The sequence below is a fragment of the Photorhabdus africana genome (genome assembly GCF_035181445.1).
Lineage (GTDB): Bacteria > Pseudomonadota > Gammaproteobacteria > Enterobacterales > Enterobacteriaceae > Photorhabdus > Photorhabdus laumondii.
In genome coordinates, this window is record NZ_JAXBVE010000033.1 from 20,396 (window position 1) to 37,967 (window position 17,572).

The 17,572-nt window shown below is 42.4% G+C and carries 16 protein-coding genes; 7 read left to right on the forward strand and 9 right to left on the reverse strand.

The window, feature by feature from the left end:
* Positions 1-47: 47 nt before the first annotated feature.
* Entirely contained in the window at positions 48-1,211 is a 1,164-nt protein-coding gene (locus SLS51_RS17155) for a multidrug effflux MFS transporter (protein ID WP_323839865.1), read from the forward strand.
* A 474-nt stretch (positions 1,212-1,685) separates the two neighbouring features.
* Here the strand turns inward: SLS51_RS17155 and fis are convergent, their stop codons facing one another.
* From fis to SLS51_RS17180, 5 genes are all read right to left on the reverse strand, one after another.
* Complete coding sequence (fis, locus tag SLS51_RS17160; protein WP_010847912.1) at positions 1,686-1,982, reverse strand: DNA-binding transcriptional regulator Fis; 297 nt, start codon at positions 1,980-1,982, stop codon at positions 1,686-1,688.
* Positions 1,983-2,007: 25 nt separating this feature from the next.
* Positions 2,008-2,973 (reverse strand): tRNA dihydrouridine synthase DusB, encoded by a 966-nt coding sequence (dusB, locus tag SLS51_RS17165; protein WP_323839888.1) that lies wholly within the window; start codon positions 2,971-2,973, stop codon positions 2,008-2,010.
* A 283-nt stretch (positions 2,974-3,256) separates the two neighbouring features.
* The gene (gene prmA, locus SLS51_RS17170) at positions 3,257-4,147 is read right to left on the reverse strand and encodes a 50S ribosomal protein L11 methyltransferase (RefSeq protein ID WP_323839866.1); all 891 of its coding nucleotides are present in this window, start codon (positions 4,145-4,147) and stop codon (positions 3,257-3,259) included.
* A gap of 41 nt (positions 4,148-4,188) precedes the next feature.
* Complete coding sequence (gene panF / locus SLS51_RS17175) at positions 4,189-5,634, reverse strand: sodium/pantothenate symporter (protein WP_323839867.1); 1,446 nt, start codon at positions 5,632-5,634, stop codon at positions 4,189-4,191.
* Entirely contained in the window at positions 5,624-5,866 is a 243-nt protein-coding gene (locus SLS51_RS17180; protein WP_323839868.1) for a YhdT family protein, read from the reverse strand. Before SLS51_RS17180 ends, panF begins: the two co-directional genes overlap by 11 nt.
* Positions 5,867-6,586: 720 nt before the next feature.
* On the opposite strand from SLS51_RS17180, the gene SLS51_RS17185 reads away from it, so the two are divergent.
* The 6 genes from SLS51_RS17185 to SLS51_RS17210 are packed head-to-tail and all read left to right on the forward strand — an operon-like array spanning position 6,587 to position 13,216.
* Positions 6,587-7,822, forward strand: a complete 1,236-nt coding sequence (locus SLS51_RS17185; RefSeq protein WP_323839869.1) for a multidrug effflux MFS transporter — start codon at positions 6,587-6,589, stop codon at positions 7,820-7,822.
* Positions 7,815-8,753, forward strand: coding sequence for a hydroxymethylglutaryl-CoA lyase-like TIM-barrel protein (locus tag SLS51_RS17190; RefSeq protein WP_323839870.1), 939 nt, complete (start codon positions 7,815-7,817; stop codon positions 8,751-8,753). Before SLS51_RS17185 ends, SLS51_RS17190 begins: the two co-directional genes overlap by 8 nt.
* Positions 8,750-9,493, forward strand: coding sequence for a hypothetical protein (locus SLS51_RS17195; protein WP_323839871.1), 744 nt, complete (start codon positions 8,750-8,752; stop codon positions 9,491-9,493). Before SLS51_RS17190 ends, SLS51_RS17195 begins: the two co-directional genes overlap by 4 nt.
* Entirely contained in the window at positions 9,490-11,655 is a 2,166-nt protein-coding gene (locus tag SLS51_RS17200; protein ID WP_323839872.1) for an isocitrate/isopropylmalate dehydrogenase family protein, read from the forward strand. Before SLS51_RS17195 ends, SLS51_RS17200 begins: the two co-directional genes overlap by 4 nt.
* On the forward strand, positions 11,655-12,332 hold the full coding sequence (locus SLS51_RS17205; RefSeq protein WP_323839873.1) for an RraA family protein: 678 nt from the start codon (positions 11,655-11,657) through the stop codon (positions 12,330-12,332). Before SLS51_RS17200 ends, SLS51_RS17205 begins: the two co-directional genes overlap by 1 nt.
* Positions 12,329-13,216, forward strand: coding sequence for a DUF6282 family protein (locus SLS51_RS17210; RefSeq protein WP_323839874.1), 888 nt, complete (start codon positions 12,329-12,331; stop codon positions 13,214-13,216). The genes SLS51_RS17205 and SLS51_RS17210 overlap by 4 nt, the downstream gene beginning before the upstream one ends.
* A 331-nt stretch (positions 13,217-13,547) precedes the next feature.
* Here the strand turns inward: SLS51_RS17210 and accC are convergent, their stop codons facing one another.
* The 4 genes from accC to acuI form a co-directional block, all read right to left on the reverse strand.
* Complete coding sequence (gene accC, locus SLS51_RS17215; protein ID WP_323839875.1) at positions 13,548-14,897, reverse strand: acetyl-CoA carboxylase biotin carboxylase subunit; 1,350 nt, start codon at positions 14,895-14,897, stop codon at positions 13,548-13,550.
* A 12-nt stretch (positions 14,898-14,909) separates the two neighbouring features.
* Positions 14,910-15,380, reverse strand: a complete 471-nt coding sequence (gene accB / locus SLS51_RS17220; protein ID WP_323839876.1) for an acetyl-CoA carboxylase biotin carboxyl carrier protein — start codon at positions 15,378-15,380, stop codon at positions 14,910-14,912.
* 29 nt (positions 15,381-15,409) lie between these two features.
* Positions 15,410-15,862, reverse strand: a complete 453-nt coding sequence (aroQ, locus tag SLS51_RS17225) for a type II 3-dehydroquinate dehydratase (RefSeq protein ID WP_323839877.1) — start codon at positions 15,860-15,862, stop codon at positions 15,410-15,412.
* Positions 15,863-16,070: 208 nt separating this feature from the next.
* Positions 16,071-17,048 (reverse strand): acrylyl-CoA reductase (NADPH), encoded by a 978-nt coding sequence (gene acuI, locus SLS51_RS17230; protein ID WP_323839878.1) that lies wholly within the window; start codon positions 17,046-17,048, stop codon positions 16,071-16,073.
* Positions 17,049-17,572 lie beyond the last annotated feature (524 nt).

Genomic DNA, 17,572 nt, shown 5'->3' on the forward strand with positions numbered 1-17,572 from the left:
GCATGCTAATTTTACGTTTTATTGTTTAATTGATTAAGAAAAACACAATGCAACGTAAATTTGGACTTGCGCTGGCAACGGCGCTGATGATGTTTCCACAAATTGTAGAAACCATCTATAGCCCGACACTAACCAATATCGCAAAGGAATTTAAAGTGAGTGCTGAGCAAGCCGCTCAAACGCTATCTTTATATTTTTTCGCTTTTGCGATCGGGGTGGTCGTTTGGGGGCGTATGTGCGATCTCATAGGAAGACGGCCAACGATATTGAGTGGATTATTACTCTATAGCACTGCTTCATTAATGGCATTGTTCAGCGTCCAATTTGAATTATTACTGGCCGCCAGAATGTTATCTGCATTCGGTGCCGCAGTAGGCTCGGTAGGAACTCAAACAATAATGAGAGATTCTTATCAAGGAAGTGAATTAGCTCGTGTGTTTTCTATCATGGGCGTAGCTTTAGCAGTAAGTCCGGCAGTTGGCATGGTAAGTGGTTCTATTTTGGTGTACTTCTGGGGATATAAAGGTGTCTTTTCCTGCTTATCTTTACTTGCGGTATTACTATCAGGTTGGTCTGCTATTTGTCTGCCTGAAACCCGCCCAGTGTCAATGGTAACAATATCGTTAATAGATACTTTAATTATTATGCTTAAGGATGTAGCAATTTGGTGCAATGCGCTGTTAATAGCCCTCTTTAATCTATGTTTGTTTAGCTATTATCAATTGGCCCCATTCGATTTTGAACGGTTGGGACTTTCCTCTGAGATGTTTGGTTATACCGGATTGCTTTTGGCGCTGGGAGCCGGTATTGGTGCCTTTTTAAATAGATTCTTGTTGAACAAAAGGTGGCATTCATCGAACTTAATGTTGCTTGCTTCTATTATCACCCTGATAGGAGGGGGGTTGATAATGGTTCTGGAAGATACCTGGTTGTTTATCTTGCCTATGGTTTTGATTGTTGTGTCTTACGGAATTGCAGTTCCTAATATCTTGGCTTCTGCATTGATTAATTATACGGATAGATTGGGAACAGCAGGAGCGCTATTAGGCTTGCTTTATTATTTGATGTTAGGAATAGGTCTTGCGCTAGCGGGTTGGAGCCAACATCTTGGTGTTGTCTTGATGTGCTGTGGTTGTTTTATTTTATTGTTAGTTATAATCAATTTTTTCATGTTAATAAGGACTGAAAATAATATATCAGTTACGGAATAAGCTGACGTTGGACGGATTCTGGATTGTAAGTAGTCAGCCATCAGAGAAGAATATTGGTAAATTACGGTTAAAAGAGTATTTAAAATAAAATTTTATGTCTGGAAAGGACACTAACATACTCTAACCAAAATGGAATTATAGGGTAAGGCAATAGTAACGAAACCGTTCTATACCCAATGGATTTCAAGATGCATCGCGGCGGCAAGGGAGCGAATCCCCGGGAGCATAGAGAACTATGTGACCGGGGTGAGAGAGTGCAGCCAACAAAGAGGCAACTTGAAGGATAACGGGTATATATCGCTGTGAGATAGGCAAGAAAGAGACTTGATGCAGATTTTAGGATTGCCAGGCAACCTAATAATCTGCATTTTGTTGCGTAAGGCCCCCAAAATTCGGCATTACTTTTCTTGGTTTGGCAAAAAAGGCACTTTACCAAGAGGTACAGCGCCTTTTTTAATGAACTAACTTGAGTGATTAGTTCATGCCATATTTTTTCAATTTCTTACGCAGTGTGCCACGGTTGATGCCCATCATCAGGGCAGCACGTGTTTGGTTGCCACGGGTGTATTGCATCACCATGTCCAACAATGGCTGTTCCACTTCAGCCAGTACCAGCTCATACAGATCATTAACATCTTGACCGTTTAATTGAGCAAAATAGTTCTTCAGTGCTTGTTTAACTGAATCACGTAAAGGTTTTTGGGTTACCTGATCTTGTGAATTTACAGTAGCAACGGTTAGTACGTCAGAATTTACGCGTTGTTCGAACATAGTTCTGTCAGCTCTTTTCTTTATATTACGCAAAATTTTCGAAATATGCCCCCAACACCTCCAGCTGTTCGCTGGCATCCTCTATGGTGTTGAATGTGCGCCGGAACTGGTCATCAGGAGCATGCTCCCGGAGATACCAGGATACATGCTTACGTGCGATACGGGCTCCCTTGCCTGGACCATAAAAGTCGTGCAATTCCTGTATATGCTCGTTCATTAAATGCTGCACTTCGCCAATCGGCATCGGTGACAGCAGTTCTCCTGTTGCCAGATAGTGCTGGATTTCCCGGAAGATCCAGGGTCTTCCCTGAGCAGCGCGGCCTATCATCAGGGCATCAGCCCCGGTGTATTCAAGCACTGCTCTGGCTTTAAGCGGGTCAGTAATGTCGCCATTGGCAATAACCGGGATGGCAACAGTCTGCTTAACTGTCCGAATATTGTCGTACTCTGCCTCTCCGTTAAACAAACAGGAACGAGTCCTGCCGTGGATCGCCAGAGCTTGGATACCACAATGCTCGGCCAATTGGGCAATCTTTACACAATTTCGTTCTTCTGGCGACCATCCAGTGCGAATTTTTAGCGTAACAGGAACATCTACTGCGTTTACAACGGCAGAAAGGATCTTTTCGACCAATTCTGGGTAACGTAGTAAAGCCGAACCTGCTAGCTTACGATTCACTTTCTTGGCTGGACACCCCATGTTGATATCAATGATCTGAGCACCATTAGCGACGTTGATCTTCGCTGCTGCTGCCATTTCATCGGGATCACTCCCAGCAATTTGCACGGAACGAATTCCCGGTTCGTCACTGTGAACCATACGTAGCCGGGATTTGTCTGTCTTCCAGACCTGAGGGTTGGAAGACAGCATTTCCGATACTGTCATACCTGCACCCATTTTGTAACATAGTGACCGAAACGGACGGTCAGTTACGCCAGCCATTGGGGCCGCAATAAGACAGTTTTTCAGCTGGTATTGTCCGATACGCATAGACGAAGAAAGAGTGGCCATAGTGTGACTGCAAGGGCGCGTATATTACGCATTTTTCGCAAAATATGAAAGGCCAAACTTTGAGCAAATCGTCATTTGTTACAACTTTTTTCCAACTTTTCTGCTGGGGTAAATATAATTATTCATAAATAACATAGTGTTATATGTAGTTGGTAAAGTTTATCACTCAGGATTTTTCTATCAGTAAGTTTGCTGATAGCACGGATTACCATCAATAAGTGATTGAAATTTACACTTTCGATTATAACAAAATAAAATAATTTCAATTTGTTGCTATTTTTACCCCAGATATCCGACACCATTCTTCCTGTTCCGCAACAGGATCGATTACGAATTTATCAGTATAGGCCTGAATAACACTTTCTGCTTGGTTCGTTAAAATACCCGATAAACCTAACAGGCCACCCGGTTTTGGTAATGAACCAATCACAGGGGCGAGTTCACGCAGAGGGCCTGCCAAAATATTAGCAATAACTACATCAGATTCAAGATCGGTTGGCGCATCTTTCGCCAAATATAACGTTAAACGCCCCAGAACGCCATTACGCTCTGCGTTGTCTCGGCTGGCCTGAATAGCTTGTGGGTCGATATCTATGCCAATAGCATGCGTTGCACCGAGTTTTAGCGCCGCAATTGCCAGTATGCCGGAGCCGCAACCAAAATCGATAACCGTTTTACCTTCCAGATTGAGACTGTCTAGCCATTGCAGACATAACGATGTGGTTGGGTGAGTACCTGTACCAAAAGCCAGTCCAGGGTCTAGCATAACGTTGACAGCATCTGGATCAGGGACGTCGCGCCAGCTTGGACAGATCCACAAGCGGTTGCCAAAACGCATTGGGTGGAAGTTATCCATCCATTCACGTTCCCAGTCTTTGTCTTCCAATTGCTCAATCTTATGAATGAATCCTTTACCTAACTCAGGAACTTGTTCGAGCTGGCTGATAACTGCTTTCATATCTGTTTCAGCATCATAAAGCCCGATGACATCTGTGTCTCCCCATAAACGAGTCTCGCCTGGTAGGGGTTCGAATACAGGGTTATCGTGGCTGTCTTGAAAGGTGACTGATACTGCTCCATTTTCCATTAGGGTATCTCCAAGGGATTCAGCGAGCTGTCCTGTAGTATTTAATCGAAGTTGTATCCAGGGCATAAAAAATTCTCCTTATTGAAAATAGATTAAAAGTGACCAACTTAGTGTGGTCTGACGGCTTTTGGCGGTAATCGCTGACCGATGGTATTGCCCATCCAGAAAGCCAACAGGCTAAATAGCAATGATGGCACGATCGGATGGAAGCCCAATAGATGGATATTGAAACTAGCGAGCAGAGTGTAGCCTGTTGCCCCTGTGATCATCGAACTGATAGCGCCATAGGCATTAGCCTTTTCCCAATACAAGCCCAGAACTAATGGCCAGAGAAATACGGCCTGTAAGCCACCGAAAGCCAGAAGATTCAGCCAGATAATCATCTCGGGTGGGCGCCAGGCGGCTAAAAGTAGCAATAAACCAAGAATCAGGGTAGAAAAACTGGAAATCCGGGCTAATTTTTTTTCCTGTACGATTTGTTGTGGAAACAAGTTTAGATAGAGATCTTTGACGATGGTTGCAGAAGATTGCAGCAGTTGTGCATTAATTGTGGACATAATGGCAGCCATCGGTGCGGCTAGAAAAATTCCAGCAGCGAATGGTGGCAATACGGTGATCATCAATGTTGGGATCACCTGATCGGGAATGGTCAGATCAGGAATAATCGCTCGACCAAGTGCTCCGGCTAAATGCATACCAAACATGAGGATCGTCATGACGATGGTTCCGATAATGATCCCACGGTGAACAGCTTTGCTATCGCGGTAGGAGATGCAACGAACGGCGGTATGAGGTAACCCAATTACGCCGAAGCAGACCAGTACCCAGAACGATGCTATGAAAGGCCCGCTGAGGATATGGTCTGCGCCTTGTGGGGAAACCAGCTCTGGATTAATTGTTCGTAATGTGGTGACCGCTTCCGACAGACCTCCCGCCTTATAGATAATCGCTACCAGCAGTAGAACAGTGCCTAGCAACATGACCAGCCCTTGTAGAGCATCATTGAGGACACTCGCTCTGAACCCTCCAAATGCGGTATAGAGAGCGATAGAGATACCGAAAATCATTAATCCAGTGCCATAAGGGATACCTGCCGCCGTTTCCAGTAGGCGTGCGCCGCCAATAAACTGAACGGTCATCGCGCCAACAAAAGCGACTAAAAGACTTAGGCTGGCAAACCAAACCAGAAAACGACTGCCATAACGGGCATACAACATATCATTAAGAGTAACGGCATTATAGCGACGGGCGAGAATGGCAAATTTTTTACCTAACACACCAAGGGAAAGCCATATTGCCGGCAACTGAATCAGTGACAGTAATACCCATCCCAGACCATATTTATAGGCTGCTCCTGGCCCGCCGATGAATGAGCTGGCACTGATATAGGTGGCAGTAATGGTCATTGCCAATACAAAGCCGCCCATTGAACGGTTGCCAAGGAAATACTCAGTCAGGAAGGGGCCTTTCTGGTGGCGTCGATAAGCGTAAACTGACAGGAGAAATACCAGCGCAAGATAGCCAAGCAGAGGTAAGATAACTTCACTTTGCATTCTCATCCTCCAGCGGGACTTCTTTGAAAATAAACTTCACCATTAACCAGCAGAGGATGATGAATACAATTGGTAGTAACAAACATGCCATTTCAAACCAGCGAGGTAAGCCGGTGACACCGGGAGCATCGCTGGGTAAATAGGCTGTCAATAGCCAGCCAATAAGGTAAGCAAGCGTTAGGAACACCGACCAAAGTGCTTCTTTGTGGGATTGAACAAATCGTCTGTCCATTCGTTCTTCCGGTAATTAAATAAAGTGAGGATGGGAAGGGAAGGATTGTACGGTAGGATACAAATTTATTCAGGAAAAATGTGTATACCCGCCATCTTTCAAGTTGCTTCTTTGTTGGCTGCACTTGCTCACCCCGGTCACATAGTTTGCTATGTGACCGGGGATTCACTCCCTTGTCGTTGCGATGCATCTTGAAGTCCATAGGGTATAGATACCTATGCTGCATTGTGCTTGGTACAAAAAGAGCAAGTACATGTTTGTGCTGGAATCTCAAAATGACTTTTTTAGTATTATATGTTGTATTTTGTGTTTTTTTTATTCATTTTTGAACTTAAATTCTATGTTTTTTTGTTTTCTAAAAGTGATATTGGTGTTACTATTTTTTTAATTCATATTTACATAAGTTTATTTTTGCAAAAGTTAATTATTGAATAAGTTGTGTAAAAGTATTTCGCTATTTGGAGGCATTATTGATAGAGTAAAAATTATTAATCTAAAGAATGAATGGGATTTAATTTTCATGTTGTTATGAAAATCTATTAATTCTTGCAGCACAAGATAATATGTAAAGTAATTTTTTGTTTTTACATGCAAGGTATTAACTTTTTCATTAAGTAAGTGATTGTGTGAATTTAATATAAGTTTAACTGGTGCGTGGTTTTTATTTTATACGGAGTTTATTCTGGGATAATATTTATTATATTGATAGGTTAATGATCTATGAGCAATAAATCTTCATCTTTATTATTTATCGTCTTAATGGCTTTTCTCTCTATGGGGGGGCTGGTTTCATCGGATATATTCCTACCTGCCTTGAGTAAAATGGGAAACTATTATCACGTTAGCGAATCTAGTATACAAAGTGCAATAGCGATATTTCTATTTGGTATAGCCTTTTCTCAACTTATTTATGGGCCATTAAGTGATTGTTTAGGAAGAAAAGTTGTTCTTATTTCTGGAATGATTATATGGCTGATTTCAACAATCGGTATTTTTTACAGTACGCATATTAGTGAGTTACTATTATTGCGTTTATTCCAGGGAATAGGTGCTTGTGCTGGTATTACATTAAGTCGTGCCATTATTAGTGATTTAATGGGGAAAGAAGAGGCTGCCAATTTTTATCTGATTATTTTCCCTTTTGTGGGAATGTCGCCCGCTGTCGCACCAATGATCGGAGGTATGTTAAGTGAATATTATGGCTGGAAAGCCTGTTTTTTATTTCTTACTTTATTTATAACAGTCACACTTATATTGTGCTTGCTAGTGTTGAAAGAATCACTACCAATAAAGAAACGCCAAAAATTGAGTGTTAAAAATGTATTGGTCAGTACTTACCAAGTGATAATAAATAAAGAATTTCTTTACTATGCAGCAATACCTTGCTTCGCTTATACGGCATATTTTTCTTATTTGATTGAATCTCCATTTATTCTTACCGCTATGGGATTACCAGAAAAATATGTTGGTTACACCTATATAATGCTCTCTTTGAGTTATGTGTTGGGTAATCTTACTGCGAAGAAATTAAGTCGCCGACAGGGCATGAGAAAGACGATTTCTCATGGCTATCTTATCTTTGCTATTGGAAGTATTGCTTTCACGATACAAATGTTTTTTAGCTCCAACCCATTGATAACTTCTGTGCTAACAATATCAGTATTGACTTTCGGTAATGGTTTTTTACTGCCACTAGGTACTGCATCGGCAATTGCCACTCATTCTCAAACGGCTGGAACAGCTTCTGGTGTAATGGGAACATTGCAATTAGGTAGTGCAGGACTGGCATCATTGCTTATTGGTTATATATCTCACCATGAACCTATTAAAGTGGCATCTATCATCACAATTGTTTCCTTGGTCGGTAGTATTATTTATATAACGGGTAATAGAGGCGATAAAGAAATAAGTAAAAAACAAAAAATAGAAACTAAAATAGGAATGAAAAATGGTTAATAATATAGATGTCACATTACGTGATGGTGGATACCTGAATAATTTTAATTTTACAACAGAATACGCCATAAAGCATATTGAAGCGTTGAATAAAAGTGGTGTGGAATGGTTTGAAATCGGTTATCGCAATGGTTCTTTCAAACCTATCTCTAATATTGGTCTAACAGGTATGTCTCCGGATAGTTATATCCGAAATATTCATCAATCAGTACCTGAGGCAAAATTGGTAGTCATTGCCCATCCTCATAATATCAATGCTGATGATATCTATGCAATGAAGACGAATGGCGTTAGTTTGCTTAGATTATGTATTAAAGCTGATAACCCGCAGCCATGCTTAGAATTGTGCGAGATTGCCCGAGCTACTGGAATGGCTGTGGGTATTAATTTTACACGAGTGAGTCAGCTCTCTATCAGTAAAATTATTGAAGTTGCCAAACAGTGTGAACAAGTGGGCGCTGATATTATTTACCTGGCGGATTCAAATGGTAGTTTGTTCCCTGAACAGGTAGCGCAGATGTTTTATAAGTTAAAGTCTGCCACGCAATTGCAATTGGGATTCCATCCTCATGATAATCTGGGTCTTGCCACAGCGAACAGTATTGAAGCTATGAGAGCTGGAGTTAATTTTATTGATAGTTCTCTATCAGGGATGGGAAAGGGTGCCGGAAATCTCAATTTGGAAAGCTGGCTATCATTTCTCAATCTAAGCCAAAATAGTAAACAATATGACCTTGAACGAGTATTTAATCAACTCAATGAACTGCAATCCCATCGTTTTTTTGCCGCCTCCAGGCGAGATATTATCGATATAATGATGGGTATGTACAACTTGAGTGTGGAGAATAAAACAGCTCTCGAAGAAGGATTACGAAATGGTATGAATTATGCGTTTCAGGTTGTTAAATCTTTGCGAGGAGCAACGGCATGACGCGGCATAATAACCATGCCGGATGTTTCAGACTCGAAGCGGTAATTCTTGCACCTGTGATGCCGCTTTGGGATCATGGCGGTTTTTGCATGCCATTGCGCATATTATTACAAAAAATGGGATATCAGGTGTCTATTATTGATACATTATCCTTAATTAATTCATCTGATCCCGACTACGCTATTAATATTATTGAATCTGAACTCAATCAACGTTTTTCCCAGCCTTATTTGCTTATCGGTTTTGCGATGTCAGGTACTCTGGTGCAATTGCTTGCGCCGTGCCTGAAAAACCTCACCGGAGTAATCTCAGTGAGTGGTCCTGGATATGCTGATTCGTTACTGACCAATAGGCTGAAACAATTAATAGCATTACTGAATAGAAATCAGCTAGATGAAGCGATTTCTGTGTTACATGATTTTATTATTCCTGAAGGTGGGATTCCACTTCCTAAAATGCCTGTGATACCTGACCATTTAAGAAATACTGCTCGGGAACGCATGATAGTGGGATTTTCACTGTTACTACAATTGGATGCCAGAACAATATTGTGCAATTACAAAGGAAAATTTCTGAGCATAGTTGGCGGACGTTCGCAATTAGCTACAGAATGTAATCAGGTGGTCAACATTAATCCTATGCACTGTTTTGTTGTCGTGGATGGAGCAGGAATGCGGCCTTGGGAAGATAAGCCGTCATTTATTAACAATGTAATTAACGATTGGCTCAAAAACTTATGAATAAAAAAATTCTTATTTTACCTGGAGATGGTATTGGTCAGGAAGTATGCGATGCTGCTCTTCCCGTTTTTCAGGCCCTAAATCTTCCGGTGACATTGGAAATTGGGGATATAGGTTGGACTTGTTGGGAAAGAGAAGGTGATCCAGTACCTGCCAGTACTTGGGGAAAAATAGCTTCAGTAGATGCGGTGTTACTTGGCGCTATTACTAGTAAAGGTAAAGACGAAGCACAACAAGCATTGCCGCCGCATCTGCGTGTAAAAACGAGAAATTATGTGTCACCCGTTATCCAATTACGCCAGCGTTTGGGACTATATGCAAATATCCGACCAGTGCGTTATGTAGAAGGGGACCGTAAACCATTTCGCTGTTGTGTTATCAGGGAAAACACCGAAGGACTATATGCAGGGTTCGATTTTAAAGGCATTCCTGCTACTGCAACGACTTGGTTACAGCACCCAAATATAGATAAATATGGTCCTGAAGAAGCTGCATGGACAGTCCGTCTACAAACCCGTTTTGGTTTAGAACGCTTGTTTATCACTGCATTTGAATATGCAAAGGAAAATAACTACTCCCGTGTAACCTTTGCGGATAAACCAAATGTAATGCGGGAAAGTGGGCACTTTGCAAAAGGTATTTTCGATATCATTGCGGCTCGTTACCCTGAAATAAAAGCGGATATCCACAATGTAGATGCAGTAGCTTTATGGATGGTAAAAAAACCGCATGAATTTGGTGTCATTGTCTCTGAGAATATGTTCGGTGATATTTTGTCTGATTTGGCAGCGGGCGTAATGGGAGGGCTTGGTTTAGCGCCTAGCGCTAATATTGGTAGTGATATTGCATACTTTGAACCTGTACACGGTAGTGCGCCTGGTATGGCCGGTAAAAATAAAGCCAATCCGGCAGCGATGTTTTACACAATAGCATTACTACTGGAATATCTTGGCTTTGCTGATGCAGCACAGCAAATTAACTGTGCAGTAGATAATGTGATACGTGAAGGACGAACTGTTACTTATGATCTGGGGGGGAGCGCAACAACCCAACAAATGGCGCAGGCTATTATTGGTACTCTAAGTAAAAAATACACTAGCTATTCTGCATCGATTATTACTGTTGGTGATGAACTCCTGAGTGGTAAATATCCTAATACTAATCTTCAGGATATTAGTGAATATCTCACGGAGCAGGGATATAAAGTGAAGCAACATCAGGTTTGTGCTGATGATATTAACCAGATTGCTACCGCAGTGGTTCGCAGGCTAGGGCAGGATACTCTCATTGTTGTGTGTGGCGGTATTGGCCCGACACCGGATGATAAAACCCGTGAGGCGATAGCAAAAGCGGTAGGAAGTCCTCTGGAAATATGTGATAACATCTGGGTGGAAATAGAGCAACAATTGGAAAAATTGGGAGTATATTGTGATCCCTCGAATCGATTCCAAGCCATGTTTCCGTCCGGAGCAAAGGTTATTCCCAATGTTACAGGTACAGCACCTGGTTTCAGTCTTAATATTGATGGTAGCAAAATAGTTGTGTTGCCGGGGCCTCCGTCTCAAATGCGATTAATGTTGTCGGAGGAACATTCTATCCCTTCAGTAGTCGGCATGAGAGAGAGAAACTACCATTGGACATTAATCGGTGTTAGTGAAAGTAAAGTCGGTACGATGGTGAGCGCATTCTTTGATGGTGTTGAGTGTGATATTCACTATCTGTGGAAAGCGCCTTATGTAGTAGTACAAGTTATTACGCCTGATGATGCCCCTCTTTCGGTACAGCAATTGGTTAACTTTGGCGCCATGTTTGAAAACAAATTGGTTAGTGATTGCCAGATGACTGCTATGGAAAAACTCAGTGAACAATACCGTATTAACTGGTTCACAGATGATGATGAATTAAATACATATCTACGTACAGCATGTGCAGTAAATAGTCCTTCAAAATCTCTTTCGGTGAATATTACTGCGTTTCCTTCTATAAGTTCATTTTTGTCTGGTGAAGAAATGCTTGGGCAGATGACCTTGACAACCATAGATGATGAAGGACGACAACATTCGGTGGATTTTCCATGTAATAAATTGCTACTGCAACAATCTATACCAGAGTATGCCGCCTGGAGTGTCCTACGCGCACATGTATCGAAAGAGGAAATATAATGCGAACTACACAAATTGATCAAATCAAAAAGCGTTTAATGGAGCTTGACAGTGCAGCCATATCAGATGCAATGGATAGTCTGCATATTCCTGCTGGACTGGCTGGAATTGTGCCACGTAGTAATGTCGGGATGAAAATGGCCGGACCCGCTTTTACTGTGCGCTATGAACCTATCATTCCGGAACAAGGCAAGTTTCTTAATGCTGGAAACTACATTGATGAAGTACCTGCTGGATATGTAATAGTGGTTGATAATCAGGGACGTACGGATTGTACCAGTTGGGGTAATATCTTAACTTTTAAAGCTGTACAAAAAGGAATCGCAGGCTCTGTAATTTATGGGTCAGCCAGAGACTTGTCTGAGGTTCGCAGATTGGAATATCCCTTATTTACGACGGGAGTTTATATGGTATCTGGAAAGAATCGCGCTAAGGTTGCTGCAACACAATGCACTCTGGATATTGGCGGTGTAGCGATATCTCCAGGAGATTGGATTTTTGCTGATGATAATGGCGCACTAGCCATCCCGCAGCAGCATTTACTCACTGTTATTGAGCGTGCGGAAAATGTTGATAAAACTGAACAAGCTATTATTGAGGCTATAACTAACGGAGAAGATCTGGTTAACGCCCGCGAAAAACTGGGATATGCAGTACCTTGGAAAGCAGTGCGATGAGTCAGATGTTTATAGAATACTGGGAGAGAAAACTTCGTTTTCTGGATGTACATTATCATGCTCGCCCCGATAGTTACATTCGGCGGTACAATGTACTTGAAGCTGGAGGAGAATATGCCCGACATGGTGGTGGGGTTGTACTTAAAAACCATTTGGGGAGTGTTACTGCTTTGTCGTCACTAGCTCAGGAAGCAGGACTACCGGTCTTTGGTTCGGTAGTATTGAACGCAGCCTCAGGGGGGCTGGCAATTAATTCTGTTATACAGTCACTGAGCCAGTACCAGTTCTGTAAAGCTCCGGCTCCGCGGCTGCTGGTTCATCTGCCGACTATTGTCCCTACAAGCCATAAAAGTGTAATGAAACGTGCTTGGTCAAATGCTTTCGTGCAAACTTTAGCACAGCAACCTTTGTCTGTTGTCGATAGCAATGGGCGGTTGCATAACGAGATCCATGAATTAATTAGTTTTGCGCAGCATCATAATGTTGTGCTGTCATCAGGCCATGCTTCATGTTATGAAGTTATGCAACTTATTGATGCGATTACCGCTGTGGGTGGTTGTAAGTTCATGCTGAACCAACCTGCCAGTCCTATGACAGGATTAAAAGCGAAAGATCTTAAGGCGTTGGGTAAGCATGATTGGCTTTATGTGGAGCAGACGGCATTAACTGTTTATCTTGGTTATCAGACAACTGAAGATTTTTTTGAAGTGTTATCGGAGGTGAATAATGTTGTTTACAGCTCTGATCTTGGACAGCCAGTTCAGCCAGATGTTGAACAATGGTTGGGCGATAGTGAACGCTGGTTTAAAACCGCTGGCCTTGGTGAAGAACACATCCGAGATATATGTTTACTGAATCCACTGCGGATGTTGGCTCCGAATTAGGTATACCTGTTATCTTTTAAGTTGCCCCCACTCACTCACCCCGGTCACATAGTTTGCTATGCTCCCGGGAATTCGCTCCCTTGCCGTCGCGATGCATCTTGAAATTCATAGGGTATAGCAATATAAAAATCATTTGTGAAGTTGATGGGCAATGGTTTTTATAAAGAGAAACGGTTTAATTGAACCACTACACTTTTAACGTGAAGGTAAATTCCGTTTGGCGAACAGAACTTGACTAAAACAAAGTGTCAGCTAAAAAGCTGCACTTTGTCAGTAATCCAAAGGAGCGTTTAAACGCTCCTTAAAATATGTTGATGTTATTAAACGGGTTTTAAGTTTCCTGTAATCCCAGTTTTTTCTCCAGATAGTGGATATTAGTACCGCCATTCTGAAAGTTTTCATCATTCATAATCGCCTGTTGAAGCTCGATATTTGTCTTGATGCCATCAATGATCAATTCTGCCAATGCATTTTTCATGCGGGCAATGGCATTGTCACGATTTTCACCGTAAGTAATCAGCTTACCAATCATTGAATCATAGTAAGGGGGAACGGTGTAGCCAGCATAAATATGCGATTCCCAACGTACGCCAAATCCACCCGGTGAGTGGAAGCGGGTAATTTTACCTGGGCTTGGCAGGAACGTGTTCGGATCTTCTGCGTTGATACGACATTCAATAGCGTGACCACGAATAACAACGTCTTTCTGCTTAAGTGAAAGTGGCATACCCGCGGCGATTCGCAACTGCTCTTTAATCAGATCAACACCGGTAATCATTTCCGTAACTGGATGTTCAACCTGAATACGGGTGTTCATCTCAATGAAATAGAATTCACCGTTTTCATACAGGAATTCGAAAGTACCGGCACCACGATAGCCAATTTCGATACATGCGTTGGCACAGCGTTCACCAATACTGCGACGCATTTCTGGCGTGATACCTGGTGCAGGGGCTTCTTCGACAACTTTCTGGTGACGGCGTTGCATAGAGCAATCACGTTCAGCCAGATAAATTGCCTGACCTTGACCGTCAGCCAATACCTGGATCTCAATATGACGTGGATTCTCAAGGAATTTTTCCATGTAAACCATATCGTTATTGAAAGCAGCTTTTGCTTCCGCACGGGTCATATTGATTGATTGTTCCAGATCTTTATCACTGCGGACGACGCGCATACCGCGACCGCCACCACCACCGGATGCTTTGATGATGACAGGATAGCCGATGCGTTTAGCAATGGCTTTGTTTTTCTCTGTGTCATCAGACAATGGGCCATCAGAGCCAGGTACACAAGGAACGCCCGCTTTTTTCATCGCATTGATAGCAGAAACCTTATCACCCATCAGGCGGATCGTTTCTGCTTTTGGGCCGATAAAAATAAAGCCGGAACGCTCAACCTGTTCAGCAAAATCTGCATTTTCAGACAGAAAACCGTAGCCAGGGTGAATAGCCACAGCGCCAGTGATTTCTGCCGCAGAAATAATTGCCGGGATATTCAGGTAGCTTTTTGCAGAAGCTGCCGGGCCAATACAGATAGTTTCGTCTGCCAGCAGTACGTGTTTTAAGTCACGATCCGCAGAGGAATGTACCGCAACGGTTTTAATCCCCAACTCTTTACAAGCTCGTAGGATACGCAGGGCAATTTCACCACGGTTAGCAATTACAATTTTATCAAGCATGGGAACGCCTCGTTATTCGATGACGACTAATGGCTCGTCAAATTCAACGGGTTGACCGCTTTCCACAAGAATCGCTTTAACCACACCTGCTTTGTCGGCTTCGATCTGATTCATCATTTTCATTGCTTCAACGATGCATAGGGTGTCACCCACATTGACACGTTGGCCAATTTCGATAAATGGTTTTGCATCTGGGCTAGGCGTACGATAGAAGGTACCTACCATTGGGGAACGAACAACGTGACCGTCGATTGCAGCCGATCTGTCGCTGATTGCTTCTGGTAGAGCTTGAGAAGGCGCAACAGCGTTAGCCAGCGCAGGTTGTTGTGCTTGAACGGGAATATATTGTTGAGCTACCGGAAAACTCTGGGGAGCTAATGCGCGGCTGATGCGCACTGACTCTTCCCCTTCAGAAATTTCCAGTTCGGAAATGCCAGATTCTTCAACCAGCTCGATCAGTTTTTTTATCTTACGAATATCCATGAGTGTGATTCCGTACTCTTCTGTTTCATTTAATTGAGTTTTGACAAGCGGTTTACCGCTGCCTGTAATGCAAAGCTATAGCCATCTACCCCTAAACCGCAGATTACACCAACAGCAAGATCTGAAAGATATGAGTGATGACGAAATGGCTCGCGCGCGTGAACATTGGAGAGGTGGATCTCAATAAATGGGATCTTTACTGTCAGCAATGCATCACGCAGTGCCACGCTGGTATGCGTGAATGCAGCAGGGTTAATCAAGATAAAATCAGTATTACCCTGTGCAGAATGAATTCTATTTATCAGCTCAAATTCTGCGTTGGATTGCAGGTGACTGAATTTAACCCCTGATTGATGGGCTTCTTCAGACAATTTGCTGACGATATCATCAAGCGTTAAGTGGCCATAGATATCAGGTTCCCGGGTTCCTAACATATTCAAGTTAGGGCCGTTAAGGAGTAAAATGTGAAAATTTCCTGCCATTTTGCTGGTATCTCCGGCAATTTGTCAACAACTGCCCAACATAATCCTATATTAACGATTTGTCATCTTTTTATAACAGCCACAAGTTCATTTCGGCGACAAAGCGCGACATTATAATGATATCGTAGCATTTAGCAGCTAAATACTGGTCTTATCAGAAAAAATGTCAAGAATAAAACCACTGTACTTTAGAGGCTAATCACAATTCTTAACGAACTCTTACCAATGTACGTCCTGTAACCTGGTTAGCTATCAATTTATTGGCGTATTCCACGGTTTGTTCCAGCGTTATCTCCGAGGTTGCTTGCTGATAAAAAGAAGCCGGTAATAGCTTTTGCAGGCGTTGCCACACGGCGGGGCGTTTGACTGATGGAACATTGACGGACTCTACGCCTTGCAGACGTACGTTACGTAAAATAAATGGCATCACTGTTGTTGGCAGATTTGCATTACCGGCGAGGCCACAGGCGGCAACAGTACCGTTATAGTGAGTTTGGGCCAGTATTGTTGCCAGTACATTATCGCCTACAGTGTCAATAGCTCCGGCCCAAAGTTGTTTTTCCAGTGGGCGAGGCGGTTGGCTAAATTCATGGCGTGGCAAAATCTTTTTTGCCCCTAGAGATAGCAAATATTCATGATTTTCTTGTCTACCGCTAACGGCAACAACGGAATAGCCAAGCTGTGAGAGCAGTGCTATCGCCGTACTTCCTACACCACCACTGGCACCTGTCACAATAACATCACCACTTTCTGGCTTAACATCACCTTGTTCCAGGGCGATAACGCACAGCATTGCGGTAAAGCCAGCAGTACCAATGATCATGGCTTGTCTGCTATCCAAACCGGCAGGTAAAGGTGTCAACCATTCGCCTGAAACTCTGGCTTGTTCTGCCAGTCCACCCCAATGATTTTCTCCTACCCCCCAGCCGGTTAATAATACATGCTGACCGATATGAAAACGGGGATCTTCGGTACTGTGTACAATACCAGAGAAATCAACACCCGGTATCATTGGGAATTGGCGGACAATTTTCCCTTTACCTGTGATGGCTAATGCATCTTTATAGTTCAAGCTTGACCAGTGAATATCGACGGTAACGTCTCCCACAGGAAGATGAGAAGCATCAACTTCTTCTATGGACGTTGATAATTGATTCTGTTGTTGTTTAAGTAACAAGGCTTTCATTATCGTTCTGTTCTCTGTAATTGATTTTGTCATTAAATAAGGATAGATAAAAATGGGTAATTTACATAAGGTATATAAGAAAAAATAAAGTGTTGGTGAATTATAAAACAAAATTTATCCGCATTTTTACCTGTAGTCTTGTTGTCATATTCCAATTTAGTTGCATATGGCGCTCTATTTCAGAAAATTCTGTTTTTTATTATTTTTTAGCAGAAAGTATTGTATTTTAGTCGCAGTTTATTACATCATTAATTTGCTCACTACACAGACTACACACTTGTAGTTAAGTATTGGTCATCGTGAGCAGAGGCATGAGGCTGATGTGCACTTATCGGAATAACTATTGATCAAAAAGCAGCCGTGAATCTAGCCGGTACGATACCAATGGTACCATCCAGTAGTACCATAATGTTGAATTATGCAAAATCAGGTGGTTCTTGCATTTCGTTATGGAACAATTGGTAAAATTAACCCATTTTTATGCAGTTTTTTTCTGCTCCGTTTGGGAGAAGTAACGTAGAATA

Excerpts from the sequence above, each read along its gene's own strand:
- dusB (WP_323839888.1), bottom strand. The coding sequence starts at position 2,973 with ATGCGTATCGGACAATACCAGCTGAAAAACTGTCTTATTGCGGCCCCA.
- SLS51_RS17185 (WP_323839869.1), top strand. The coding sequence starts at position 6,587 with ATGAGCAATAAATCTTCATCTTTATTATTTATCGTCTTAATGGCTTTT.
- SLS51_RS17180 (WP_323839868.1), bottom strand. The coding sequence starts at position 5,866 with ATGGACAGACGATTTGTTCAATCCCACAAAGAAGCACTTTGGTCGGTG.
- fis (WP_010847912.1), bottom strand. The coding sequence starts at position 1,982 with ATGTTCGAACAACGCGTAAATTCTGACGTACTAACCGTTGCTACTGTA.
- SLS51_RS17210 (WP_323839874.1), top strand. The coding sequence starts at position 12,329 with ATGAGTCAGATGTTTATAGAATACTGGGAGAGAAAACTTCGTTTTCTG.
- accB (WP_323839876.1), bottom strand. The coding sequence starts at position 15,380 with ATGGATATTCGTAAGATAAAAAAACTGATCGAGCTGGTTGAAGAATCT.
- SLS51_RS17200 (WP_323839872.1), top strand. The coding sequence starts at position 9,490 with ATGAATAAAAAAATTCTTATTTTACCTGGAGATGGTATTGGTCAGGAA.
- SLS51_RS17205 (WP_323839873.1), top strand. The coding sequence starts at position 11,655 with ATGCGAACTACACAAATTGATCAAATCAAAAAGCGTTTAATGGAGCTT.
- panF (WP_323839867.1), bottom strand. The coding sequence starts at position 5,634 with ATGCAAAGTGAAGTTATCTTACCTCTGCTTGGCTATCTTGCGCTGGTA.
- aroQ (WP_323839877.1), bottom strand. The coding sequence starts at position 15,862 with ATGGCAGGAAATTTTCACATTTTACTCCTTAACGGCCCTAACTTGAAT.
- SLS51_RS17155 (WP_323839865.1), top strand. The coding sequence starts at position 48 with ATGCAACGTAAATTTGGACTTGCGCTGGCAACGGCGCTGATGATGTTT.
- prmA (WP_323839866.1), bottom strand. The coding sequence starts at position 4,147 with ATGCCCTGGATACAACTTCGATTAAATACTACAGGACAGCTCGCTGAA.
- SLS51_RS17190 (WP_323839870.1), top strand. The coding sequence starts at position 7,815 with ATGGTTAATAATATAGATGTCACATTACGTGATGGTGGATACCTGAAT.
- SLS51_RS17195 (WP_323839871.1), top strand. The coding sequence starts at position 8,750 with ATGACGCGGCATAATAACCATGCCGGATGTTTCAGACTCGAAGCGGTA.
- acuI (WP_323839878.1), bottom strand. The coding sequence starts at position 17,048 with ATGAAAGCCTTGTTACTTAAACAACAACAGAATCAATTATCAACGTCC.
- accC (WP_323839875.1), bottom strand. The coding sequence starts at position 14,897 with ATGCTTGATAAAATTGTAATTGCTAACCGTGGTGAAATTGCCCTGCGT.